Here is a 22,778-nt window from a genome sequence, read left to right as displayed (position 1 = left end):
TCGCATCCGCGGGGGTGTGGCCGCGCCCCGCGCGACCCCGCTTGGTCCCCCCCCCCCCCCCTACCGTTCCCGGCCGGGTGTGGGGTGGCCCCGGCCGGGTCCACCCACGTTGGGGCCCCCTCTGCGTTTCCACCGTACGTACAGCACTTCCGTCAGCGGCGGCCCGACCTGCCCAGCAGCCAGAGCAGATAGGGACCGCCCACCAAGGACGTGAGCGCCCCGACCGGGATCTCCAGCGGCGGCACCAGCGTGCGGGCCACCAGGTCGGCGCCGACCACGATCAGCGCGCCCGTCAGGGCGGAGGCGGCGAGGGGGAGTTGCGGGATGCGCGTGAGGCGGCGGGCCAGTTGGGGGCCGGTGAGGGCGACGAAGCCGACCGGGCCGGCCGCGCCGGTCGCGACCGCGGCGAGCACCACCCCGAGGACGGTCAGGCCGAGCTGGGTGCGCTGGACGCGGACGCCGAGCGCGGCGGCCGTGTCGGCGTCAAGGCCGAGCGGACGCAGCGCGCGGCTCGCCCACACCAGGGCGGGCAACGAGAGGAGAAGGACCCGGGCGAGGGGGCCCGCCTGCTCCCAGCCGCGCCCGTTCAGACTGCCCGTCAGCCACAGCTTGACCTGCTCGGCGGCGGCCAGTTCGCTCTCGGTGAGGTAGAGCTGGACGACGGCGGAGAGGGCGACGCCGATGCCCACCCCCGTCAGGACGAACCGGCTCGGCTGCATTCCGTGCCGCCAGGCCAGTACGTACACCAGCGCGGCGGCCGCGAGACCGCCGGTGACCGCGACGGCCGGGAGCGCGCCGGGGGAGGCGACGGCTCCGGTGGCCAGCGCCAGTACGGTCGCGGCGGCGGCACCGTGCCCGACGCCGATGACGTCCGGGCTGGCCAGCGGGTTGCGCGTCACGGTCTGTACGAGCGCCCCGGAGAGCCCGAGCGCCGCCCCGACCAGCGCGCCGAGCACGATCCGCGGGACCCGCAGTTCGCCGACGACCAGGTCGTACGGGCCGCCCTGGCCGCGCAGCACCCGCCAGACCTCGCCCGGCGGGACGTACGTCTGCCCGACGCACGCCGCGAGCAGCATCACGCCCGCGAGGAGCAGCACGAGGACGGTGACGACAGCCGCGGCGCGCCGGTGCAGGAGGAGGGAGAGGCGCCCGTGGCGGAGTACGCGGAGCCCGGCCGAGTGCGGGTACGTGGTGCGGCTCGCGGTGTGCTCGGTGGGCGTCGTGGGGGCTGTGGTCACGAGGCCATGCCCTTCCGCCGTACGAGTACGACCAGGACCGGCACGCCCACCAGCGCGGTCATCACTCCGGCCGGCACTTCCGCCGGGGCACGGACCACCCGGCCCGCCACGTCCGCGGCGAGCAGCAGGGCGGCGCCGAGGAGTGCGGAGAGGGGGAGGGCCCAGCGGTGGCCGCCACTGACCAGTCGGCGGGCGAGGTGGGGGACGGCGAGGCCGATGAAGGCGATGGGGCCCGCTGCGGCGACCGCGGCCGCGGTGAGCACGGTCGCGCCGAGCGCCGCACAGCCCCGTACGAGCGTGACCCGGTGGCCGAGCGCCCGTGCGGTGTCGTCGCCGAGCGCGAGCGCGTCCAGGCCGCGGGCGCAGGCCAGCACGAGCAGCGCCCCGGCGGCGAGGAAGGGCAGCATGCGCCCCACCGTTTCCGTGTCGCGCCCGCTGAGCGCGCCCACCTGCCAGAACCGGAACTGGTCCAGCGTGGCCGAACTCGACGTCAGTACGACGGTCGTGGCCCCCGCCGTCATCGCCGACAGCGCGGTTCCGGCGAGCGCCAGCTTCACCGGGGAGGCGCCGCCGCGTCCGCGCGAGGCGATGGCGTACACGACGCAGGCGGCGAGGACCGCGCCGGTGAAGGCGTACCAGACGTACCCGTCGAAGCCGTTCGCCCAGCCGAGCGCGATGGCGAACACGACACCGGCCGCCGCGCCCTGACTGAGCCCGAGGATGCCGGGGTCGGCGAGCAGATTGCGGGTGACCGCCTGGAGTGCCGCCCCCGAGAGTCCGAGGGCGGCACCGGCGGTCAGTCCGATCGCGGTCCGCGGCACCCGCAGGGACCGTACGACCAGCGCGTCCGGTGAATTCCCTCCGTGCACCAGCGCGTCGAGGACGGCGGCCAGCGGGACGGGGCGGGTGCCGACGGCGAGGCTGAGGGCGGCGGCCGTGACGGCGAGGAGGAAGGCCACGCCCAGCCAGGTCGCACGCCGCACGCCCGCCGGGGCGGATGTGCGGCGTGCGACAGACGCGGGACCGGTCACTTGCCGAGGGTGTCCGCGAGCTGTCGTACGACGAGGCGGGCGGCGGTGGGGCCGGCGTTGAGGTACCAGGGGTCGTCGTCGACCTTCACGGCGTGCTTGGCCTTGACCGCCTTCATCGACTTCCACAGGGGCCCGGCGAGCACGCTGCCCGCGTCGGTCCTGGAGGCGTCGCCCTGCACCGAGTAGAAGATCCAGTCCCCGTCCGCGACATCGATGCTCTCTGCCCCGATGTCCTGCGAAATGGCCTTGAACTGTTGCGACTTGGGCCGGGAGAGCCCCATGTCGACGGCGATGGAGCCGGTGAACGACGACACTCCGAACATCCGCGTCCGGTCCGGCGTGAACCGCAGCATGGACACGGCGGGATCGCCGAGCCGCTTGCCCCGCGTGGCGGCGTCGCTCACGATGCCGTCGAGCAGTTCCTGCGCCTTGTCGCCCTTGCCGACCGCGTCACCGACGAGGAGCAGATCCCGCTTCCAGTTGATGCCGTTGCCGGCCGTCACGACGGTGGGCGCGATCTTCGACAGCTTCGCGTAGAGGTCGCCGAGCGAGTCGTTGATGAGGATCAGATCGGGCTTGGCGGCGGCGAGCGTCTCCAGGTTGGGCGCGGTACGGGTCCCCGCGTCGGTCATGGCCGACAACAGCTTCTTGTACGCGGGGAAGGCGTCGTTCAGATAGTCCGGCGCCAGCCCGGCGTTGTCCGCGCGGGTCGTCACGGCCGGCACGATGCCCAGGGTCAGCAGGTCGTCCAGCTGCCCGGTGCTGAGCGCGGCGATCTTCCTGGGCGCGCTCTTGATCTCCGTCTTGCCCTCGAAGTGCCCGACGGTCCGAGGGAATTCGCCGTCCTCGGCGCTGCCCGCGCCCATCCCAGTGGCGACGGCGCCGGGGGCGACGGAGGGGCCCTCGGAGGCCCCGCTGACGAGATTGCGGTCGCCGCTGGAGGTGTTCTTGCTCCGTGAGGAGCCGTTGTCCCCGTCCCCGCTCCCGGACGAACATCCGGCCAGTAGGCCGCCGACGATGGCAACGGCCAGGACGGCCTTCGACCCCAAGGTGCGCACGAGTACTCCGATCAATGGATAAGGCAAGCCTAACCTTAGCTTCCATTTCGGGGTGACGGGGTCTGCTCCAATGGGGGACACGCCGCGCCGGGTTCGAGGACATATCAGCGTAAAACGTGTGTTATTCATTCATGCACTCACCTACGCGGCGCACTGTGCTCGGTGCCTCGATCGCGGCCGCCGGCTCGGGACTCCTGGCCGGCTGCTCCGGGTCCGACTCTCCCTCCGGACCTGGCTCGCACCCCGGCCCCGGCGAGCACCAGGGGAGCGGCCACGGCGGCAGACCCTTCGTCCCCAGGGGACCCAAGGGGTACGTGAACCCGTCCGATCCCGAGGTCCTCGCCGTCGAGAGGAAACGCGGGTCCGGCCCCGTTCGCTCGTTCAGGCTCAAGGCCGCCGAGACCACCCTCGACCTGGGTGGACGGACCGTCAGGTCTTGGGCGTACGGCGACTCGCTGCCCGGCAGGGAGGTGCGGATCAAGTCGGGCGACATCCTCGATCTCAACCTGGCCAACCATCTGCCCGTGTCCACGACACTGCACTCGCACGGTGTCCGCATGCGCTGCGACATGGACGGAGTACCCGGCCTGACCCAGCACCCCATCAGGCCCGGCGACGACTTCAACTACCGCTTCGCCGTGGACCACCCGGGCACGTACTGGCTGCACTCGCACTCGGGGCTGCAGCTCGACCGCGGCCTGTACGCCCCGCTGATCGTCGAGGACCCCAGGGAGCCGTTGTCCTACGACAAGGAGTGGGTCGTCGTCCTGGACGACTGGGTGGACGGCGTGGCCGGCTCCACCCCCGACGGTGTGCTCGCACAGCTGCTCGACGGCAAGGGCATGGCGACGGGCATGGGCATGGGTGAGGACGACGAACCCGGGGGCAAGGCCCATGACAAGGCCGCCCACGAGAAGCCCCACGGCCCCTCCCGCGTCCTGCGGAACTCCCACAGCCGCATCCTGCACAGCGAGGGAGGCAGCGTCGACTACCCGTTCTACCTGGTCAACGGCCGTCTCGCGCATGCTCCTTCGGTCTTCCGGGCCCGCAAGGGGGACCGCATCCGGCTGCGGATCATCAACGCCGGCGCCGAAACGGCCTTCCGGGTGGCGCTGGGCGGCCACGAGATGACGATCACGCACACGGACGGCTACCCCGTCGAACACACGAAGACGGACGCGCTACTGCTCGGCATGGCCGAACGCTACGACGTGCTGATCACCGCCAAGGACGGGGTGTTCCCGCTGGTCGCGCTCGCCGAGGGCAAGAACGCCAGGGCCCTGGCCGTCCTGCGCACCGGCAGTGGGGACAATCCCCGCCCCTCCGTGCACCCGGACGAACTCGACGGCAAGCTCGTCCCGGCCAGACGCCTTGTGCCGGACGACTCCGTGGCCCTCAGCGACGACGAACCGGACCGCGAGCTGCGCATCAGACTGACCGGCGGGATGAAGAAGTTCGACTGGGCCTTCGACCACCGGCCGTACTCCGTCGAGCAACGCCACCCGGTCAGCTACGGCGAACGGATCCGCCTGACCCTCGTCAACGCCACCGACATGTGGCACCCCATGCACCTGCACGGCCACACCTTCGCCCTCACCGGCTTCGGCGTGGTCGGCGCCCGCAAGGACACCGCCCACGTAGTGCCGCACCACAAACTCGTCGTCGACTTCTACGCCGACAACCCGGGCCTGTGGATGCTCCACTGCCACAACCAGTACCACTCGGAGTCCGGCATGATGACGATCCTCGGCTACCGGAAGTGAGGCATCAGCCACCGACGGATTGTCACTTGATCACGCGGAAGCGGGGTGCTCCAGCCGGGCGGCCAGGAGCTCCCGGTCGCCGATGTGGCTGTACGGGCCTCGGCGAGGCGCGCTTCCGCGGACGGGCGATCGAGCCGTCGCCTCCTCCGTACATCAGCCGCGGCGCTGCCACCAGCGGCGCTTCGGTCCGGGTGTCGGAGGAAGCGGTTCGGTCGGTTCACGGGCTGTCGCGGTGTCCGGGGCAACGGCGCGCAGCGCGGTGCGGATGCGGTCGAAGGTCGCGAGCGTGTGGTGACCGTCGCCGGGCAGCACCACCCCGACGCAGACCAGCTTGAAACCGCTCCCGCTGAGGGGGGAGGCGATGAACACCGTTGAGCCGACGCACCCTTGTGGCAGTCGGCCGACCCAACGGACGCCGCCACCACTGGTACGCGCGACCGCGCCGACCACGACGGCCTGCTCCCGGGCACCACTCCCGGCAGCGACGTCGTGGCCCAGTAGACAGGCCACGACCGGGTCCGCACCCAGACCCGCGATGTCCTCATCCGTGGCCGCGACGCCGTCGGTGACCTCATCGGTCGTCCAGCGCCACCCCTTGCGGGTGCCGTGCGCATGCAGCCCGGCGGTGGGCATGACCGCGACCCCCAGGCCGTCGGGATGGATCCACCCTTCGGCGAAGTCGACCATCACCAGCTTCTCCGGGCTCATCGCGGGTGCGCACAGGTCCGGCCGGAAGGCGGTCGCGTAGCTTGGGGCGGCCGGGACGGCCGGGTCGGGGTTTCGGGCGGACACTCTGGGGGAGAGCGGATGAACGGCTGGGGTCGGCTCGGGGAAAGACGTCGGGCAGGCCGTCCGGCGGTCATGGTCGTCGTTCTGGTGGCCGCGGGCCTCGGGCTGACCTGGTTCGCCGGAACGCATTTCGCCTATGCCACGGGCCTGGCCGGCACCCCGGGGCATCTCAGGGTCGAAGCATGCGCCTGGGAACACGTCGGGGGCCACCGGTATCCGCACTGCAGTGGCATCTTCCGCTCCTCCGACGGCACCGTCGTGGACCCGAACGCCTCGATCGGCAAGAACCTGCCCGTCGGCGACACGATCGCGTTGCAGCGGGTGGACTCCGGCGGATACGAGCAGACGGGCACCGCGTCCTCGTTCGGGTGGCTGGCGATTTCCCTGCTCGGCCTGATGGTGCTGCTGCTGGGGATTCTGGTCGTCTGCGGCAAGGGCGGTGCGCGTCGAGTACCGCGCGGGCTGCTGGTGCTGCTCGGTGCGCTGGGCGCCTTGATGCTGCTCAGCGCGTTCATCGGCGGAGTGGCGGGGATGACCGGGGTGTTCTGAGGCCCGGGTGCCCGGGTGCCGATGCACAGGAGCTGAGTGCGTGGCGGGCTTCGCGCCGGTCCTGGCCGCGCTCGACGCCAAGAACGCCCCGTCCTGAATCCTCACCGTGCGGACCACGTGCGCGGGGGATACGCTTTTGACGGCAAGGTCAGGTTCTCCGGGCGGTTTTGCAGACGCCGAGGCCTCATTCGCGATGATCGATTCTTCCTGCGGAAACCTGCCGACTCCCTTCTTCGAGGAAGGCGTGACTCGCGCTTCGGGCGCCGTAGGAGTGCTGCCTCAGGACCCGCGGATTTGCGGTCCCTGCAATGGAGGTCGGGATGAGAGTTGTCGTTGATCTTTCCCGGTGTCAGGGGTATGCGCAGTGCGCGTTCCTGGCTCCGGACGCGTTCCGGATGCACGGCGAGGAAGCGCTGATGTACGCCTCGAACCCTGACGACGCCCAGCGCCAACAGGTGTTGCGCGCCGCGGCGGCCTGCCCGCTCCAGGCCATTCTGGTCGACCAGTTGGAGGGCCGGGACGCGCCGGTGGGGACGTCGCCGTCATGAGTACTGCCGACACCCTGCAGGGGTTCAAGCGTGACGGCCGCGTCGTGATCGTCGGGGCGTCGCTGGCGGGACTGCGCGCCGCGGAGGCCCTGCGCGACGAGGGGTTCACCGGGAAGCTGACCATGATCGGTGACGAGTTGGGGGAGCCCTATGACCGTCCCCCGCTGTCCAAGCAGGTACTGACCGGATGGGTGCCGGCCGACGGCACCACCCTGCCACGGCGTCGTGACATCGACGCGGAGTGGCTCCTGGGCGTCCCCGCCGACGGACTGGACCTGGCGGCCAACCACGTGCGGCTCGCCGACGGCCGCACGATCCCCTTCGACCGCATGCTGATCTCCACCGGCGTACGGGCCCGGCCCTGGCCCGTCGAGGCCGAGGCGGCCCTGGACGGTGTGTTCGTGGTCCGCACGCGCGAGGACGCCGCCGGCCTGCAGCGGGCGGTCGCCGCCGGGCCCTCCCGCGTACTGATCATCGGCGCGGGCTTCACCGGCTCCGAGATCGCCTCCGTCTGCCGCGAGCGCGACATCCCGGTGACCGTCGCCGAACTCGCGCCGTCCCCACTGGTCGGGGGACTCGGCGCCATGATCGGCGAGATCGCGGCGGACATGCAGCGCGCCCATGGCGTCGACCTGCGCTGCGGTGTCAAGGTCACCCAGCTCGAGGGCGACGCGCAGGGGCGGGTTCGCCGCGCCCACTTCTCCGACGGCAGTACGGTCGACGCCGACGTGGTGGTGGTGGCGCTCGGGGGCATCCGCAACACCGAGTGGCTGCGCGACTCGGGACTGGCGGTGGGCGTATGGGGAGTCGCTTGCGACGCGGGCTGCCGCGCCTTCGACCTCAACGGCCTGGTCACCGACGACATCTTCGTCGCCGGAGACGTGGCACGCAGCCCGAACCCGATGTACGAGTACCGGTTCATCTCGCTGGAGCACTGGGCCAACGCCGTGGAGCAGGCCGAGATCGCCGCGCACAACATGGTCAGCACCCAGGCGGACCGCTGGCCGCACCTGTCCATCCCGACGTTCTGGTCGATCCAGTTCGGCGTCAACATCAAGTCCGTCGGTGTACCGACCTACGCCGACGAGGTCGTCATCACCCAGGGATCCGTGGCCGACCACCGCTTTGTCGCCGCATACGGGTACCAGGGCCGCGTCACCGCCGCCGTCAGCTTCAACAACGCGAAGTGGCTGGACCACTACCGGCAGCTGATCGAGACGGCCGCGCCCTTCCCGCCCCCCTGCCCCACGCCCGACCAGCCCCTCGACGCGAAACCGGTGCCCGTCGACTTCCCCGGCCCCACTCTGCTCGCCCAGGGCGCCACGGTGGTCGTCACCGGCCATGACCCGGGCGAGCGGCGCGTCACAGCCATGCGGCAGCACCGCTAGGAGGGAACAGGAGGGAAAGCGACATGACCACGACCGAGACGCCCGACATCCTGCCCCGGATTCTCGACTACTCCACCCGGGCCGACCCGTACCCGCTCTACGCCGAGCTGCGCAAGACTCCGGTGGCCCTTCAGGAGGACGGCAGCTACGTCATCAGCACCTACCGCGAACTCAGCGGCATCCTGCACGACCCGCACCTGAGCTCCGACGTCCGCAATCTGACGCATCCGATGCCCGCGATGCAGGAACGCGCCACGCCGTCGTTCATCAACCTCGACCCGCCCGAGCACGACCGTCTGCGGCGCCTGGCGATGCGTCACTTCGGCCCCCCGCACACCCCGGGCCTCGTGACCGGCATGGAACCCGACCTGACCGCCATCGTCTCAGGTCTGATCGACGACTTCGCGGGCAAGGAGCGGATCGACATCGTCGACGACTTCGCCTATCCGTTCCCCGTCACCGTGATCTGCCACCTGCTCGGTGTGCCGCGCGAGGACGAACCGCGGTTCCACGTGTGGGTGAACGCCATCATCGACTCGATCGACTTCAACCCCAAGACCGATCCGCAGGAGAAACTGGACAACGGCGTACAGGCCACCAAAGACCTGCGCCAGTACCTCGGCGGACTGCTGGAACAACGCCACGGCCGCCCGGGCGACGACCTGCTGACACGGCTGGCCAACGACGACGGGCCCGACGGGCGGATGACCGACGCCGAAATCGTCAGCACCGCCAACCTGCTGCTCATCGCCGGCCACGAGACCACCGTCAACCTCATCACCAACGGCATGCTGACGCTGCTGCGCCACCCTGAGGTGCTGCAACGCCTGCGCGCCGAACCGGACCTGGTCGTACGGCTGGTCGAGGAACTGCTGCGCTACGAGCCCCCCGTGCACATCATTCCGTGGCGGGCGGCGTACAGCGACGTCTCCGTCGGCGACACCGTCATCCCCAAGGGCTCGAAGATCATGCTCATGCTCGCCTCGGGCAGCCGCGACCCGGACCGCTTCCGCGATCCCGACCGCTTCGACCCCGATCGCCAGGACAACCAGCACCTGGGCTTCGGCAGCGGCATCCACCTGTGCTTCGGCGGCCCGATGGCCCGACTGGAAACCCAGATCGCCCTGACCGAACTGGTACGCCGCCTCGCCGACCCCACACTGGTGACCGACCCACCCCCGTACCGCCCCAGCCCCGTCCTACGAGGCCCCATCCACCTACTCGTCGACCAGAACTGACAGCGCGTTCGAGCCCGGCACGTTGCTGCTCGTGTCGTGCTCGTGTCGCCCCTCATCGGTTTGGCGACCGTCCGTTAGGCTCGCGTCGCCACACAGATCCCGGTCTTCACGGAGGGCAGCACGGCGGGGATGAATCGAGAGCGCCTCGTCAGAACGCTGACCTTCTGGCTGCGTCCTGCCTTCGCGTTGCGGGTCATCAACCGGTTTCAGAAGATCGTGGGTTTCGACCGCTCGATGGCCCTGGCGTCCAGCGCCTTGACGGCGTTGGTCCCGCTCTCCATCCTCCTCGGCGCCGTCCTCGGCAACTTCGTGCACTACGACGCCGCCGAGCGGATCATCAAGCGCTACGACCTCACCGGAGCAGGCGCCACGGCGGTCAGCTCCCTGTTCTCACCTGCCGAAGGCACCAGTGCGAGCGTGGGCATCTTCGGGGTCGTGTTTCTGACGATCTCGGTGCTCAGTTTCGCGAGAGCCGTACAGCGGCTCTTCGAACAGACATGGGAACTCAAGCCTCTCAGCGTGCGCAACACGCGCAACGGCTTGTGGTGGATCCTCACTCTCGGTGGCTATGTGCTGGTCACCGCGATGCTCTCCGCGCTCCTTGGCAGGGGCCCGATGGGTCTTGTCGCCTCGGTGTGTCAGGTACCGGTGACCGCCGCATTCCTTGTCTGGAGCGGCCGGCTCCTGTCGGCGAAGCGGATCAGCAGGCCGGACCTGCTCCCCTTCGGCGTCACCGCCGCCGTTCTGACGGTGGCCTATTCCGTGGGCGCAACCATCTACATGCCGCGCCTCTTCAACTCCTCCGCCGCGCGCTACGGGGTGGTCGGTGCCGTCTTCGCGATGATCTCCGCCCTCTTCGCAGCCATGCTCGTTCTGGTCGTGTCGGCGGCACTGGGACGAGAAGTACGGGACGAGCTGAGCCGGATCCGTGAGGGCCACCGCCCTTCCGACCACGAGGTCCACCGACAGTGGGACAGCGTGGTCGAGCAGACCCGGTCACGGTGGCGGACGGCACGGGAACAGGTCTCTCATCATCAGATCAAAGGCCCGAACCATTGAGTGGGCGGGCCGGCACTGCCGACATCCACGTTCCCGAGCCGTGCCGGCGATTCCGTTTGCCGAAGTTCTCGGCAGCCGGTGCGACCGCTGCGTCGGCCACCACGAGATCGACCGGCGTGCGGCCGCAGCGGCAGCCACACCTGCTGACTACCCGGGCGTACGGAAGCCGAGCACGCAGCGCGATTGTGTCGCCCGCCTGCTCGCCCACCGCACGAGGTGAGCGACGGGACACATGTTCGCGGCGACGTTGAACGCGTTGCCGACCGGCTCCGATCCGGTGAACGATCGGCGTGGCCGAGGCCGGGTGGCTGAAGCCCTCCCGCTGGAAGTTGGCATGAAACGCCCGCTCCCGAGAGTCTGTTGTGCCATGTCACGTCGGTTCATCGGTTCCTGCTCAGGACCCGTACTCGGCCTGCGCGGCTATGTCTGCTGTCCGGGCGGCGGTCCAGCGACCGCCGGGTCCAGATAGGCCGGGCCGGGTAGGCCTTTGCGACGCATCGCGATCCCGGTCAGCGCCTCGAAGATGGCCCTGCGGGCATTCATTGTCGTGGTGTATCCGGGATCGAGGTGCGGAGCGACCTCGACGATGTCCATGCCTACGACTGGCGTCTCGTGACAGATCCGGCGGATGGCAGGAAGCAGTTCGCGGTTGGTCAGCCCAGGTGGCTCCGGCGTGCCGGTGCCGGGCGCGAAGGCCGGGTCCAGCACGTCAATGTCCAGCGACACGAACAGATATTCCGGCCCGTCCAGCGCCTCGTCGATGGCCTGTTGGAGGACAACGTCGAATCCGCGCCGGTCGATCTCGGCCATGAAGTGCGCGCGCAATCCGTGCTCGCGCATCCAGTCGAACAGTTCGTCGTCGGGCGCGATCGCGCTGCGCAGACCGATCTGGATGAAGTTGCGTCCGGGAATGTGTTCGTCCTCGATCAACCTGCGGATCGGTGTGGCGTGTGAGACGAGATGGCCGAACAAGTCGTGGGAGCAGTCCGGATGCGCATCGAAGTGGATCACTCCGACCTTGCCCGCCCCGTACACGTCGGCCACAGCTGCGGCGTCCGGCCACAGGATCGAGTGGTCTCCGCCGAGCACGATCGGGATCGCGCCCGTTCCTGCGATCTCGCGGACCAGTGTGCGGATTGGTTCCATGGAGTTGTCGATGCTGAACGGGTCCACCGCGGCATCGCCGTAGTCGACCACCGTCAGCTCCTCGAACGGCTTGATACGGGTGCTGGGGTTGACGAGCATCTGAGGAGTGTTGGGCAGGATCCGCTCATCGGCCCTGATCGCACGCGGCCCGTAGGCGGCCCCCCGATGCCCCGTGGACATGTCCACCGGCGCTCCGACGACTGCGACGTCGACGTGGCCGGCACGCAGGTCGTCCGGGTTGAGGCACAGCGGCAGCCCGAAGAACGTGGCAATCCCGGCGTAAGCGGGTACGAACGCATACCGCTGCAGGTTGATCGGCCCAGGCTCGCGCCTCGGGTCGGACGTACGATCGAGTCCCCGATTCCAGGCATTCGGGGGTACGCCTTCCATGAGCGGTTCCTTTCGATCCCGTCCGGACAGCCGCCTGGTACGGACGACGCCCGGCTGCTGCACGGACGTCACTCAACTCGACCTGCGGTGATTCACCGGGCACGTCGGTGGGACAGGCCGCAAAGGTCAGCCGTTCGGACTGGTGATCAGGAGGTCGCCACCGTCGTCTTCAGGCACAGGGTCTGCGAAAGCGGCTTGATGACCCACGTCATGCGGTCCCGCTTCCATGCAGCGGGAAAGCGGACCTCCCGGACGGCGGGCAGGCCGATTTCCGGGGAGTACGCCTGGTAGACGGTGATCGTGCACGACCATGGCACCGATGGACGGCAACCAGACTGTCGCCGGACAGATCTCGCTCGGCGACGTCATCGCGCAACTACGATCCATCAAGGGTGTGAGCTCACCGGCATGTTGTTGTGGGCTGAGGGAGCCTACGAGAGGAACACGTGCACGTTGCGGGGTGCGTATCTCCTCGACTGGGAGCCGTACTCCGAACTGGGCTGAGCAGGGGGCGAGTTCCGCTACGTCGCTGTGCCCGTCGGTCCGGCTCCAGACGCGGCCGACGACATGCCCGCGCATGTATAGCGGTGGCCGCCCCGAACTGCTGTGCGGCGGCCCGGCGATGACCACGGTCGCGGCAAGACTTGTGCGAAGCCGTCGGTCAAGGTCGTACGCCCCCGAGATGGCAGACTCGGCTCTGTCTTCCCAACGGCGGAAGTCGGCTGCCAGGCCAGGCTGGTGCTGAATGTGGACGTGGACGGCCCACCGGGTGATGAAACGCTGGAGCGGCGTGAGACCGGAGCCGGTCGGGACTGGTCGGCCGTCTGGTCCAGCTCACGTGTGAAAGCGTGTGGTGCCGCAGGCGCGATCTGGCTGACCGCCTGACGCAGCACGGCGACCGTGGCGTGGGGGCTGGGGGATGAGCGGTTGCCCGGCGGCGGAGGTGGTCGTGGCTGCTCCCAGGGGCGGGATTCTGATCCCGTGAGTCGGCGTATCGGACATGAGCGCTGGTCCACCGCTCGATCGAGAGAGGCGGAGGCGTTACAGCTCACCGCCCCCTCCCCGACCCGAGGTGATGGGCTCGGCGAGGAGCCTCGCCGAGGGACGCCGGCCGTCGCCCGAGCGTTCCGGATGAGTTGTCGGGTGCATGGGTGATGACCAGCAGCGCCATGTCATCAGTTCTTCGGCCACCGGTGTGTCGGCACTGGTCGGCAATCAGAGCGTCAAGAAGAGCATCCGGGCCGGCACAGAGATGTCCCGTGCACGTGCCGATGGGGTCGAAGAAGGCACCCGTCTCGTCCCGTGCTTCCGTGAGCCCATCGGTGTAGAGCAGCAGACTGGCCCCTTCGGGGAACGGCACCGTGTCGACGCACTCAGGGCCGGCGTCGAGGGCCCCCAAGCCCAGGGGCAGGCTTCGCCTGCCGGGCTCGACATACTGCACCGTGTCTCCCAGGATCCGCAGGGGCGCCGGGTGGCCGCGGTTGACCAACCGAACTTCGTTGCCCCGCCGGGGGAACTCGACCAGTACGCCTGTGACGAACCCTTCGAGCTCGGTCAGGTTCCCTGACTGCTGGGTCTCGAGGACGACGGCCTGCTCCAGCCGTTCCGAGAGACCGGTCAGGGTGGGCTCGTGCAGCGCTGCCTCGCGAAAAGTCCCGATGCCGACCGCGACCGCCCTGACTGCCCCCATCCCCTTGCCACGCACATCGCCGATCACGCAGCGCACGCCGAACGGAGTGTCGACCACTGCGTAGAGGTCCCCGCCGATCTGAGCATCCGCCCGAGCAGCCTCGTAGCGTGCGGCAAAGCGCAGCGGACCGATTCTGTCCGGAGGGTGCGGCAGGACAGCACGCTGAACAGCCGCCGCAATGTCACGTACGGAATCCAGCTGCGCCTTCCGGTGGTACAGGAGGCGATTGAGGAAGCTCGCGACCACGGTCACTGTCGCAAGCGTGATCAGCTCGCTGATCGCGATCGCACTGCGGCGATAGCCGAAATACCGGAACATCATCGAGTCGATGAGGAGCGCAAACACCCCAGTGAGGACGGTGCCCCGCAGAGACAGCAGAGGAGCGGCCGACAAGATCGCAGCCGTATAGAGGGCCGCGGCGCTGACGGTGCGGGGCGTGTTGAGGTCGATCAGTACGGCAAGCAGAAGCAGGACGGCCGGCAGGAGACGGCTCCACTTCCCCGCCCACTTCCACGCTCCCAGCCTTGCCACGTGTAGCTCCTGTGTTGCTGGGCTCCTGGGCGGCTCGGGCCAGCCGTCCCCTGTCCGCCCCCTCCTCCGCGCCACCCGACACGCTTACGCCGTGTTCCCACCCACGCGGGGGCTACCACCCGAGCGGAGTACGTCATGGTGACTCATGTCGAAACGTCACCAAGCCTGGTCGAGCAACGACGGCTTGATCCACGTCGACCGGGACAGCCCTGGAGGCCATCTCATCTGGCTGGTCCGAACGCTGTCATGCGGAAGCCACCACCTCGCCGGCCATGACCTGGGGAGGGTTGGGGAGCAGTGCCGCAAGGTTGTCCCGCACGAAGTCCGCAGCCCTCGAGATCGACTCGTCGGCACCGGCCCGGTCCTGGAAGACGCTGGTCGAGACCATCACTCCGTCCCCGGTATCGATCCAGTAGTAGGCCACGAAGCCGGGGACCTGGCGCATGAGCGGCACGAACCCCTCGTTCACGAGACGTGCGGCCTCGGCCGAATCGGTCACCCCTTCGTACCGCCGGACTGCTGCGTACATTGCCAAGCTCCTCACGCAGTTCTGGGTTCGTCCTGTGCTGAGACGTCGTACCCCTGCGACGGCTGCCCGGCCCATGAGGCGTCCGGCAATCACCTGAAGGGCCGCCTTGGGTGATCCGAATGGCGGCCGCCGGCCCGGACACACGGCTCTGGGGTGAGCGAAGAGGGGGTGGCGGCTGCGGTCGGTGTGTCAGTTCGTGAACCCGGCGCTGTCGAGTCCTCAACGAACCCGGGTTTCACGACCGCCTGGTCCAGCTGCCCGACCAAGCATGATCGCTTGACCGGATGCTGCCGGGCGTCCTTCCGCTGGATCTTGGCCATCCGGATGACCTGTTCGCTGTTGTTGTCGAAGGGCACCCGCCGGCCGAAGGCGAACGGGAGCACCTGGTCGCGTTCGGTGTCGAGGCGGGCGAGCAGGTTCGCGACCCTGCCCCTTGCAGCGCGGTTCGCCGGGGCCCGGGGCGGGTGCGGGGTCCGTCCGGCGGTGATCTCCTCGTAGCGGGCGGTGAGGCGTTCGAGGGCGCCCCAGGCCTGCCCGGTTCGCGGCGAGTTGTCTTGCTCGCGCAGTGGGCCGTTGCTAAGCCTTGGGCACTCAACTCTATGGAGGCCGTTGTGCAGCAAGAGCCCCCTCTTCCCGCTCCTCCGCGTTCACGTGGCCGGGGACTCATCTGCGCCGTCGCGGCCATCGCCCTCGTGACGCTCACCGCCGCGGCAAGTCCCCCCGACGCGGACACCCGGACCGACGCGGACACCCGGACCGACGCGCACACGCGGACCGCGACGGACCCGGCAGCCGTGGTCCGCGAGTGGAACGCCATCGCCACCGACACGATCAAGACCAGCCTCGGCCCACGCCCCTCCGGGCAGGCGGCGATCTGGGAGGGGTTCGTCTCCGTCGCCGTGTACAACGCCGTGGTGGGGATCGAAGGCGGCTACGCCCTATACAAATGGCACGAGCGCGGTCCGGCCAAGGCATCCTCCGCGGCGGCCGCCGCCACTGCGGCCCACGACGTGCTGCTCACCTGCTTCCCTGCCTTCAAGGAGCGGCTCGACACCGCTTACGCGAACTCGCTCGCCGCTCTACCGGCCGGTCAGGCCAGAGACCGGGGCGTTGACTACGGAAAGCGCGCCGCGGCCCGCATCATCGAACTCCGGGAAGGGGACGGAAGGTTCGCGGACGTTCCTTTCACCGCTTCCCCGGCACCGGGGGTCTGGCGGCCCACCCCGCCCGCGTTCCAGCCCTTCATCGACACCTGGCTCGCCAGGCTCCGCCCCCTCCTGCTCGCCTCCCCACAGCAGTTCCGCCCCGGCGGACCACCCGCCATCTCCTCGGCCCGCTACGCCGAGGATGTCCAGGAGGTGAAGGCCATGGGCGCGAAGACCGGCTCGGGCAGGAGCGCGCAGCAGACCGAGACCGCCCTCTTCTTCAGCGGCAACCTGGTCGAACAGGTCCAGACAGCCGTACGAGATCATGCCGCCCGGCACCGGCTCGGCATCGCCGAGACGGCCCGGCTGTTCGCCGCGGTGAACGCGTCGGCGACCGATGCCGTCGTCACGGCATGGGACGCCAAGCTCCACTACGGCTCCTGGCGGCCGATCACCGCCATCCGTCTCGCCGACACCGACGGCAACCCCGCGACGACGGCAGACCCGGCCTGGGAGCCGCTGCTCCTCACCCCACCACACCCGGACTACATCGCCGGCCATACGACCGTCGCCGCTGCCGTGGCACGTGCCCTGACCGGCGTCCTCGGCACCTCGCGCATCGACCTCCACGTCCCCTCCGAGGTCACCGGCACCACGCGGTTCTACGGGTCCGCCGACGACCTCAACCGGGACGTCGTCGACGCCCGTGTGTGGGGCGGCGTCCACTCCCGCACGGCGGACGTGGACGGCTGCCGGGCCGGTACCCACATGGCCGCCTGGGCGCTGGACCACTACTTCCAGCCGGTCGCCAAGGACGGCACCCAGCCGTCCCCGCCGACACGAACGGCTCGGCAGGACAGGCTCGCCGAGCCGAAGTGCGGCGACGACACCGACTGAGCCACGGAGCCGAAGAGGACCTGGCGTCGAGCCGGGCCTGAGATCCTGCCTTGAGCTTTGATGACCCACGTCATTCGGTCCCGCTTCCGCCCGGCGCCTGCCGATGTTCGTCGCGGGTCATGCGTGCGGCAGGGGCTGCTCCGTCCAGACGGTCTTGCCGTCGTGGGCGTAGCGGGTGCCCCACCGCTCCGTGAGCTGCGCGACCAGGAAGAGCCCGCGGCCGCCCTCGTCCGTGCTGAGGGCCCGTCGGAGGTGAGGGGAAGTGTGGCTGGTGTCGGACACCTCGCAGATCAGGCAGTGCGTACGGATGAGGCGCAGGGTGACGGGGCCGTCCGCGTACCGGTAGGTGTTGGTGACCAGCTCGCTGGCGACCAGCTCCGTGGTGAAGGCCAGTTCCGTCAGCCCCCACTCGGTCAGTTTCTCCGTGGTCAGCTGCCGGGCACGGGCAGGGGCGGTTGCTTCCAGGGGCAGCTGCCAGGTCGCGACATCCTGTGGCGGCAGCACCCGGGTACGGGCGATGAGCAGCGCGACGTCGTCGCTGGGGAGGTGCTCCTTCGGCAGCAGCGCTTCGACCACGGCATGGCAGGTGCTGTCCAGAGGATCCGCGACGTGGGTGAGACATTCGTCCAGGTGCTCCAGCGCGGCGTCGATGTCGCCGTTGCGCGCCTCCAGAAGACCGTTGGTGTAGAGCGTGAGCAGGCTGCCCTCGGGGAGGTCGAGGTCGTACGTTTCGAATGGCAGCCCGCCCAGACCCAGCGGTGGACCCGCGGGCAGGTCGAGCACGGTCACCTCGCCGTCCGGGGTGGACACCATCGGCGCCGGGTGGCCGGCGCGCGCCAGGGAGCAGTGCCGGGAGACCGGATCGTAGACCGCGTACACGCAGGTGGCCCCGAGCATCTGCTCCACCGCGAACCCGCTGCCGTCAGCGTTCGCCTCAAGCTCGGTGGCCAGCAGACTGACCAGATCGTCCAGCCGTGCCACCACCTCGTCCGGTTCCAGGTCGAGGCTGGCCAGGGTGCGCACGGCGGCGCGCAGGCGGCCCATGGAGGCCGCGGCGTGGATCCCGTGGCCGACCACGTCTCCCACGACGAGTGCGACCCGGGCCCCTGACAACGGGATCACGTCGAACCAGTCACCGCCGATGCCCGGTTCACCGCTCGCCGGGAGGTATCGGCAGGCCACCTCGACAGCCGGCAGGTCGGACGCAGCGCTCGGCAGCAGACTGCGCTGCAGAGTCAGAGCGGCGCTCTGCTGCTGGGTGAAGCGGCGCGCGTTGTCGATGCAGACGGCCGCACGCGAGGAGAACTCATGGGCCACCGCGGCGTCGTCGTCCTCGAAAGGCTCCGAATGGCGCACTCGCCACAGGCTCACTACGCCCAGTACCAGGCCGCGAGCCACCAAGGGCACCACGATCAGCGAATGAACGCCGAGCCCCATGGCGATCTCGATCCGCCGACGGTCCATGGCGTACCACTCGGGGCGTAGGGACAGCAGCCGGTCGAGAATCGGGCGACGCTCGGACAAGCAACGCGCCTGCGGAGAATCCGGAAGGAGGGGGACCACCTCGCCCTCCTGGTACGGGACCCGGTGTTCTGGGGGCGAGAGGGCTACTCGAAGCAGCGGACCTCTCACACCGGGGGGTGGTTCGTCACCAAGTGTCACCGACTGCAGAAGGTCCACCGAGCAGTAGTCCGACAGGCCGTGGGCGGCCACCTCGGCCAGTTCCCGGGCCGTCTGGGCCACGTCCAGTGAGGTTCCGATCCGGGCGCTTGCCTCGTTCAGCAGGGCGAGCCTGCGTTGGGCCCGGTGGCGGTCGGTCACGTCCTCGATCGTCTCGGCCACGCCGAGAACCCGGCCCGAGGGATCTTCCATCCGGAACGCCGAGACGGACACGATCCGGTCCCGGCCCGGATCATGGCGTGCCCGGGCCGACTGTTCCGTGAAGATCAACGGCTCGCCGGTCTCCAGGACGTGCCGTACCCGCTCCTCGGTCGGACCCGCGTCCTCGTCGACCATGAACTCGCGGGGGCGACGGCCCACCGGCGCCTCGGCCGGGACACCGCTTGCCTTCTCGACCGCACGGTTGACCCGAATCACTCTGCTGTCCGGGCCGTAAGTGACCAGACCGATCGGGGACCGGCGGTACAGGCCGTCCAGCAGCGCACGGTCCCGCTGCCAGGCACTGACCTCCGCGGCGGGGGCTCCGACCAGGACCCACTCCTGACTGTCCCCGCCCCGCGTGATCGCGCGGGCCCGGAAACCCATCTCCACCCGCCGTCCGTCGCGGTGTCGGACGGGCAGGACCCCGAACCAGCCGCCCGACCTCATGGCGTCCACGACGACGGACCGCGCGACAGGCAGGTCACGGGCATCGACCAGGAGGTCCTGCCATGCCCGTCCGATCACTTCCTTGGCCGGATAGCCCAGCAACTCCTGTGCACGTGCGCTCCAGCCGACCACGGTGCCTTGATCGTCGAGCGCGGCCGAGGCGCCACGCCCGAGCGCGAACGGATCCTCAGGACTCTCGCTGAAATGCATCGACGGCGTCCCCATAGCCACCACCTTGCCTGTGTGACTCCGATGTTCCTCCCCACGGTCTCCATTCGCGACCTCCCGTTCCTTCTCGGCCCGGCGGTCCGGCAGGAGTGGTACGGCGATCAGGCGCGACGGCGAGACTCACCTCTCGGCCGAGCCACGCCGATCGGGCACGAAACGCCCGTCCCGCCGAGTGCGTCCTGCCATGTGACCCGTGATCGCCCAGTGGTCGCAGAGTGAGGACCTGGCTGGTGACTCAACTGACCAAGACCGAGGGATTCTTTGCTGCGCCTTTATATGGCTCGCAGTCGCGAAGATCAGTCCCTGGCTAGGATCGTACAGTCGAACAACCGTCAGGGGGGCGGACGCGAAGTCATGGGCGATGCAGGCGAGATACTTGACATCAAGATCGCTGATATCAAGCGGACGGCACCTCAGTTCCACCACGAGAGCGTTGCTCTCGCACACGCACTCACCAAGCTGAAGACCGCTCTGTCGGCGGCCGGGGCGCCCTGGGGCGACGACGACCAGGGTGAAGCCTTCCATAAGGCGTACGGCTCCCACGTCAAGCAGGTCGAGCACTCCACCCAGATCCTCATCGACGGGCTGACCAGCATCCACACCGCCATGGTCGACATGGCCGACGGTCACATCGACAACGAAGAACTCGTCCGAGGCATGTTCAGCCGGATCCACCTCCCGCACAACGCCGAGGGCCACGGTAGGTGAGCGTCGCCGACAAGGCCCGCAGGATTGTCCAGGACATGACGGGCATGTGGTGGCCCGCAGCAGACGTCGGCGGGCTGCGGGACGCCGCGAAGGCGTGGCGGAACTTCGCCGACGATGTCGAGGACGTCACCGCCGGAGCCAACAAGGCCGCCCGCTCTCTCATCGAGCACAACAAGGGCGAGGCCATCTCCGCCTTCGACGACCCCTTCTGGCGCCGCTATTACTACGACAAACACGGCTGGCTCAAAGACCTGGCCGACGCCGCCCGGGACATGGCCAAGGCGCTGGACGCCTACGCGGACGCCATCGCGCACGTGAAGAAGAAACTCGAGCACCAGCTCGAGATCGCCGGCGCGACCCTCGTCGTAGGTACTGCCCTGGCCTTCGTGACCTTGAGCCTGTCAGAGGACGCCGCCATCGCGGCCGCGGCCGCGGTCTCGGAGATGGCCGCCGGCCTGGGCGTCACGGTGACCACCGAGGTCGCCACCATCGCGGGCACCACCCTGGCCACCGCCGCCTTTGGAGGCGTCGAATCCGTCGCCGTCAACCTGGCGGTCGCCCAGCCGATCGCGATCGCGACCGGCGAGCAGAAGGGTCTCAGCCTCGACGAAGCAAGTGGAGCAGCCACCGACGGGATGCTTTACGGCGGCATGTTCGGCGCGGCAGGAGGCACGGCGCAGGCCGTCGCCGAGAGCGGCGGTTTCCAGGCGGTCTTCGGTGACTCGCTACGCCTGAACAGCATCGCACTTGACCAGATGGGCAAGTCCCGCACCTGGAATCTATTGCGGAGTGAAGACTCCAAGGTTCCGCTACCTCCGACAAAGCCCGGAGAATACGAACTCATATCCGGTGATCCGGTCTACTTCGGGAAGAGCACCACCACGATCGGCTACGACCAGCGCACCCTGAACAACCTGCAACGCGTCGCCCGGCTGCCGGGTGTTCACGACGTAGTCGTTCACGGGACGAACGAGGGCGTATTCCTGCCCGGGCGCGTCAACATGGCGGGGAAGACACTGACGAACTTCGAGGTGCATCCGAACAACGTCGTGGACGCGATCCGGAGCAATCCCAACTACCACGGCGGACCCGTTCGTCTCATCTCCTGCCATTCCGGTGCTGACGCAAGGCCGCCAGAGTTGCCGCTCGCACAGTCCGTGGCCAATGAGCTGGGCGTTCCCGTGTACGCCCCCACGAACAAGGTGGGCACTTCACCCGACCTGGGCCTCAATCAGACCCCCACGATCGGTAACAATGGCTACTGGCGCACCTACCTGCCTGTGTCCCACTGAGCCCACGGTTCGACTGGAGAGACGATGATCAAGCGAGTGGGCTTCTACCGGGAACTCGGCGGCCATGGCGACCCGTCGGCGTCGGCTTCCGCCCCTTCGCTCCGCGATGCGGTCAGGACTGCCGGGGAATGGGACGAGGACCAGATCGTCGCCTACCTGGAATCAGCCACCGAGATCTACTCCACCATGGGGGCGGAGCGGGACGTCATCACGGGTGACGACTGGATCCCTGGCGCCGGATCGCTGGTCACGGACGGATCGTGGCTGTGGCTGGTCGAGCTCGCCCACTACGTACGCAACCACCACTTGGCTCTTCCTTCTGAGTTCGTCGACCACATCCGAGCCAACGGCTACGTAAGCCCGTCCCTGTCTCAGGAGCAGTCCCTCAAGATCTTCAACGAGTACTTCGACCGGGACGCCTCACACGGCGCCACCGCACCACGCTCGACCCTGAGGCCGTTCTTCACTTGGTACCTGCCGGCACTGACCAGCACGTCAAGCGCTGCGTTGATCAAGCAGCTCGGAGCAGTCGGCCTCTCGGTCGCGCATCCACTCACGGACGCGCTTTTCGGTTTCCGCGAGACAGTGGAAGGCAGGAAAGGGCCGCTCATGGGCGGTCCCGACGTACTGTCCGCGTCCTTGGCCGACGGCCAGTACCGCGACGTCGAGTTCCAGTGCTGGATGGGGTACGACCAGTCCCTCGCAACACATGTACGACGGATCGCCCCGTCAACCCAGAAGGTCACTTTCCAGATCGCCGACGTCCCCGAAGCCGATCGCGAAGATGCCGTTGCCGCGCTGGTACGAACGCTGGACCAGGACGCGGCGCACTGCCTCGGATTCGTCATCGACCGCATCGGCACATCCGGTGAACAGGACTGGGATCGTGTCCTGGTGGGTCACGGGGGGCAACTGGCCGTCTTGCCGGACATCGTCGGGATTCGGCGGGAGCGCCTGTCCGCGCATCCTGAGTTCGCCGCCGCGCACTGCACGGAGTACGGTCCGCTCGCCGTCTTCCACCGTCCGGAGCGATGAGCGCTGCCTGACCATAGACGGCGGGGTTGGCCATTGATCGCACGCCGAGGTGCCGACCGACCGTCGCATCGTGGACGATTCGGCGACGCCACGGCCGGTCGATGATCTTGCGGGCCACTGCTCGGATTCCGGTGCCGGAGCAACCCCCGTCGGGCAAGACGCCCCCCAGTTCGTCCCGAACGGGGTACTTAGCTTGAC

General features: G+C 69.0%; 18 protein-coding genes and 2 pseudogenes. 10 read left to right on the top strand and 10 right to left on the bottom strand.

The annotated features are described in order from the left end of the window. Positions 1–152: 152 nt before the first annotated feature. From ACFVWD_RS36195 to ACFVWD_RS36185, 3 genes are read right to left on the bottom strand one after another with little or no spacing between them, the layout of a single operon-like run. Complete coding sequence (locus tag ACFVWD_RS36195; protein ID WP_389602298.1) at positions 153–1,238, bottom strand: FecCD family ABC transporter permease; 1,086 nt, start codon at positions 1,236–1,238, stop codon at positions 153–155. Next, positions 1,235–2,221 (bottom strand): FecCD family ABC transporter permease, encoded by a 987-nt coding sequence (locus ACFVWD_RS36190; protein WP_389602302.1) that lies wholly within the window; start codon positions 2,219–2,221, stop codon positions 1,235–1,237. The genes ACFVWD_RS36195 and ACFVWD_RS36190 overlap by 4 nt, the downstream gene beginning before the upstream one ends. 44 nt (positions 2,222–2,265) lie before the next feature. After that, positions 2,266–3,327: an iron-siderophore ABC transporter substrate-binding protein gene (locus ACFVWD_RS36185; RefSeq protein WP_389602297.1), complete on the bottom strand. Its 1,062-nt coding sequence runs from the start codon at positions 3,325–3,327 to the stop codon at positions 2,266–2,268. A gap of 131 nt (positions 3,328–3,458) precedes the next feature. Between ACFVWD_RS36185 and ACFVWD_RS36180 the strand changes: the two genes are divergently transcribed. Further along, positions 3,459–5,090: a multicopper oxidase family protein gene (locus ACFVWD_RS36180; protein ID WP_389602296.1), complete on the top strand. Its 1,632-nt coding sequence runs from the start codon at positions 3,459–3,461 to the stop codon at positions 5,088–5,090. Positions 5,091–5,243: 153 nt separating this feature from the next. On the opposite strand, the gene ACFVWD_RS36175 is transcribed toward ACFVWD_RS36180, so the two are convergent. Next, positions 5,244–5,882 carry a hypothetical protein gene (locus ACFVWD_RS36175; RefSeq protein ID WP_389602295.1) on the bottom strand — a complete coding sequence of 213 codons (639 nt, stop codon included), beginning with the start codon at positions 5,880–5,882 and terminating at the stop codon, positions 5,244–5,246. A gap of 15 nt (positions 5,883–5,897) precedes the next feature. Here ACFVWD_RS36175 and ACFVWD_RS36170 point away from each other — a divergent pair, with 15 nt between their 5' ends. The 5 genes from ACFVWD_RS36170 to ACFVWD_RS36150 all read left to right on the top strand — a co-directional run bounded on the left by ACFVWD_RS36170 (position 5,898) and on the right by ACFVWD_RS36150 (position 10,661). Next, positions 5,898–6,428: a hypothetical protein gene (locus ACFVWD_RS36170; protein ID WP_389602294.1), complete on the top strand. Its 531-nt coding sequence runs from the start codon at positions 5,898–5,900 to the stop codon at positions 6,426–6,428. A gap of 320 nt (positions 6,429–6,748) precedes the next feature. After that, positions 6,749–6,976: a ferredoxin gene (locus ACFVWD_RS36165; RefSeq protein WP_097224946.1), complete on the top strand. Its 228-nt coding sequence runs from the start codon at positions 6,749–6,751 to the stop codon at positions 6,974–6,976. After that, the gene (locus ACFVWD_RS36160) at positions 6,973–8,364 is read left to right on the top strand and encodes an NAD(P)/FAD-dependent oxidoreductase (protein WP_389602293.1); all 1,392 of its coding nucleotides are present in this window, start codon (positions 6,973–6,975) and stop codon (positions 8,362–8,364) included. The genes ACFVWD_RS36165 and ACFVWD_RS36160 overlap by 4 nt, the downstream gene beginning before the upstream one ends. 23 nt (positions 8,365–8,387) lie before the next feature. Beyond that, positions 8,388–9,602, top strand: coding sequence for a cytochrome P450 (locus ACFVWD_RS36155; protein ID WP_389602292.1), 1,215 nt, complete (start codon positions 8,388–8,390; stop codon positions 9,600–9,602). A 129-nt stretch (positions 9,603–9,731) separates the two neighbouring features. Next, the gene (locus ACFVWD_RS36150) at positions 9,732–10,661 is read left to right on the top strand and encodes a YhjD/YihY/BrkB family envelope integrity protein (RefSeq protein WP_389602291.1); all 930 of its coding nucleotides are present in this window, start codon (positions 9,732–9,734) and stop codon (positions 10,659–10,661) included. Between the two features lie 420 nt (positions 10,662–11,081). On the opposite strand, the gene ACFVWD_RS36145 is transcribed toward ACFVWD_RS36150, so the two are convergent. From ACFVWD_RS36145 to ACFVWD_RS36125, 5 genes and pseudogenes are all read right to left on the bottom strand, one after another. Next, positions 11,082–12,197, bottom strand: a complete 1,116-nt coding sequence (locus ACFVWD_RS36145) for an agmatinase family protein (protein WP_389602290.1) — start codon at positions 12,195–12,197, stop codon at positions 11,082–11,084. A gap of 191 nt (positions 12,198–12,388) precedes the next feature. Continuing rightward, positions 12,389–12,514: pseudogene (locus ACFVWD_RS36140) on the bottom strand (DUF4291 family protein); the annotation flags it as partial. A 370-nt stretch (positions 12,515–12,884) separates the two neighbouring features. After that, positions 12,885–13,199 (bottom strand): annotated as a pseudogene (locus tag ACFVWD_RS36135) (hypothetical protein); the annotation flags it as partial. Between the two features lie 46 nt (positions 13,200–13,245). Beyond that, positions 13,246–14,418 carry a PP2C family protein-serine/threonine phosphatase gene (locus tag ACFVWD_RS36130; protein WP_389602289.1) on the bottom strand — a complete coding sequence of 391 codons (1,173 nt, stop codon included), beginning with the start codon at positions 14,416–14,418 and terminating at the stop codon, positions 13,246–13,248. Between the two features lie 244 nt (positions 14,419–14,662). Next, positions 14,663–14,947, bottom strand: a complete 285-nt coding sequence (locus ACFVWD_RS36125) for a hypothetical protein (protein WP_389602288.1) — start codon at positions 14,945–14,947, stop codon at positions 14,663–14,665. Positions 14,948–15,639: 692 nt separating this feature from the next. On the opposite strand from ACFVWD_RS36125, the gene ACFVWD_RS36120 reads away from it, so the two are divergent. Further along, positions 15,640–16,989 carry a vanadium-dependent haloperoxidase gene (locus ACFVWD_RS36120; protein ID WP_389602287.1) on the top strand — a complete coding sequence of 450 codons (1,350 nt, stop codon included), beginning with the start codon at positions 15,640–15,642 and terminating at the stop codon, positions 16,987–16,989. Positions 16,990–17,106: 117 nt separating this feature from the next. On the opposite strand, the gene ACFVWD_RS36115 is transcribed toward ACFVWD_RS36120, so the two are convergent. Beyond that, entirely contained in the window at positions 17,107–19,542 is a 2,436-nt protein-coding gene (locus tag ACFVWD_RS36115) for a SpoIIE family protein phosphatase (protein ID WP_389602286.1), read from the bottom strand. A gap of 357 nt (positions 19,543–19,899) precedes the next feature. Between ACFVWD_RS36115 and ACFVWD_RS36110 the strand changes: the two genes are divergently transcribed. The 3 genes from ACFVWD_RS36110 to ACFVWD_RS36100 are packed head-to-tail and all read left to right on the top strand — an operon-like array spanning position 19,900 to position 22,580. Continuing rightward, entirely contained in the window at positions 19,900–20,253 is a 354-nt protein-coding gene (locus ACFVWD_RS36110) for a hypothetical protein (RefSeq protein WP_389602285.1), read from the top strand. Then, complete coding sequence (locus ACFVWD_RS36105; RefSeq protein WP_389602283.1) at positions 20,250–21,545, top strand: WXG100 family type VII secretion target; 1,296 nt, start codon at positions 20,250–20,252, stop codon at positions 21,543–21,545. The genes ACFVWD_RS36110 and ACFVWD_RS36105 overlap by 4 nt, the downstream gene beginning before the upstream one ends. A gap of 24 nt (positions 21,546–21,569) precedes the next feature. Beyond that, positions 21,570–22,580 (top strand): hypothetical protein, encoded by a 1,011-nt coding sequence (locus tag ACFVWD_RS36100; RefSeq protein ID WP_389602281.1) that lies wholly within the window; start codon positions 21,570–21,572, stop codon positions 22,578–22,580. Positions 22,581–22,778: the final 198 nt, after the last annotated feature.

Source organism: Streptomyces sp. NPDC058086 (assembly GCF_042885015.1).
GTDB lineage: Bacteria > Actinomycetota > Actinomycetes > Streptomycetales > Streptomycetaceae > Streptomyces.
The sequence above is the reverse complement of the archived record's forward strand: the minus strand, read 5'-3'. Positions and strand labels throughout refer to the sequence as shown.

Excerpts from the sequence above, each read along its gene's own strand:
- ACFVWD_RS36100 (WP_389602281.1), top strand. The coding sequence starts at position 21,570 with ATGATCAAGCGAGTGGGCTTCTACCGGGAACTCGGCGGCCATGGCGAC.
- ACFVWD_RS36110 (WP_389602285.1), top strand. The coding sequence starts at position 19,900 with ATGGGCGATGCAGGCGAGATACTTGACATCAAGATCGCTGATATCAAG.
- ACFVWD_RS36155 (WP_389602292.1), top strand. The coding sequence starts at position 8,388 with ATGACCACGACCGAGACGCCCGACATCCTGCCCCGGATTCTCGACTAC.
- ACFVWD_RS36150 (WP_389602291.1), top strand. The coding sequence starts at position 9,732 with ATGAATCGAGAGCGCCTCGTCAGAACGCTGACCTTCTGGCTGCGTCCT.
- ACFVWD_RS36125 (WP_389602288.1), bottom strand. The coding sequence starts at position 14,947 with ATGTACGCAGCAGTCCGGCGGTACGAAGGGGTGACCGATTCGGCCGAG.
- ACFVWD_RS36145 (WP_389602290.1), bottom strand. The coding sequence starts at position 12,197 with ATGGAAGGCGTACCCCCGAATGCCTGGAATCGGGGACTCGATCGTACG.
- ACFVWD_RS36165 (WP_097224946.1), top strand. The coding sequence starts at position 6,749 with ATGAGAGTTGTCGTTGATCTTTCCCGGTGTCAGGGGTATGCGCAGTGC.
- ACFVWD_RS36115 (WP_389602286.1), bottom strand. The coding sequence starts at position 19,542 with ATGGGGACGCCGTCGATGCATTTCAGCGAGAGTCCTGAGGATCCGTTC.
- ACFVWD_RS36170 (WP_389602294.1), top strand. The coding sequence starts at position 5,898 with ATGAACGGCTGGGGTCGGCTCGGGGAAAGACGTCGGGCAGGCCGTCCG.
- ACFVWD_RS36180 (WP_389602296.1), top strand. The coding sequence starts at position 3,459 with ATGCACTCACCTACGCGGCGCACTGTGCTCGGTGCCTCGATCGCGGCC.
- ACFVWD_RS36160 (WP_389602293.1), top strand. The coding sequence starts at position 6,973 with ATGAGTACTGCCGACACCCTGCAGGGGTTCAAGCGTGACGGCCGCGTC.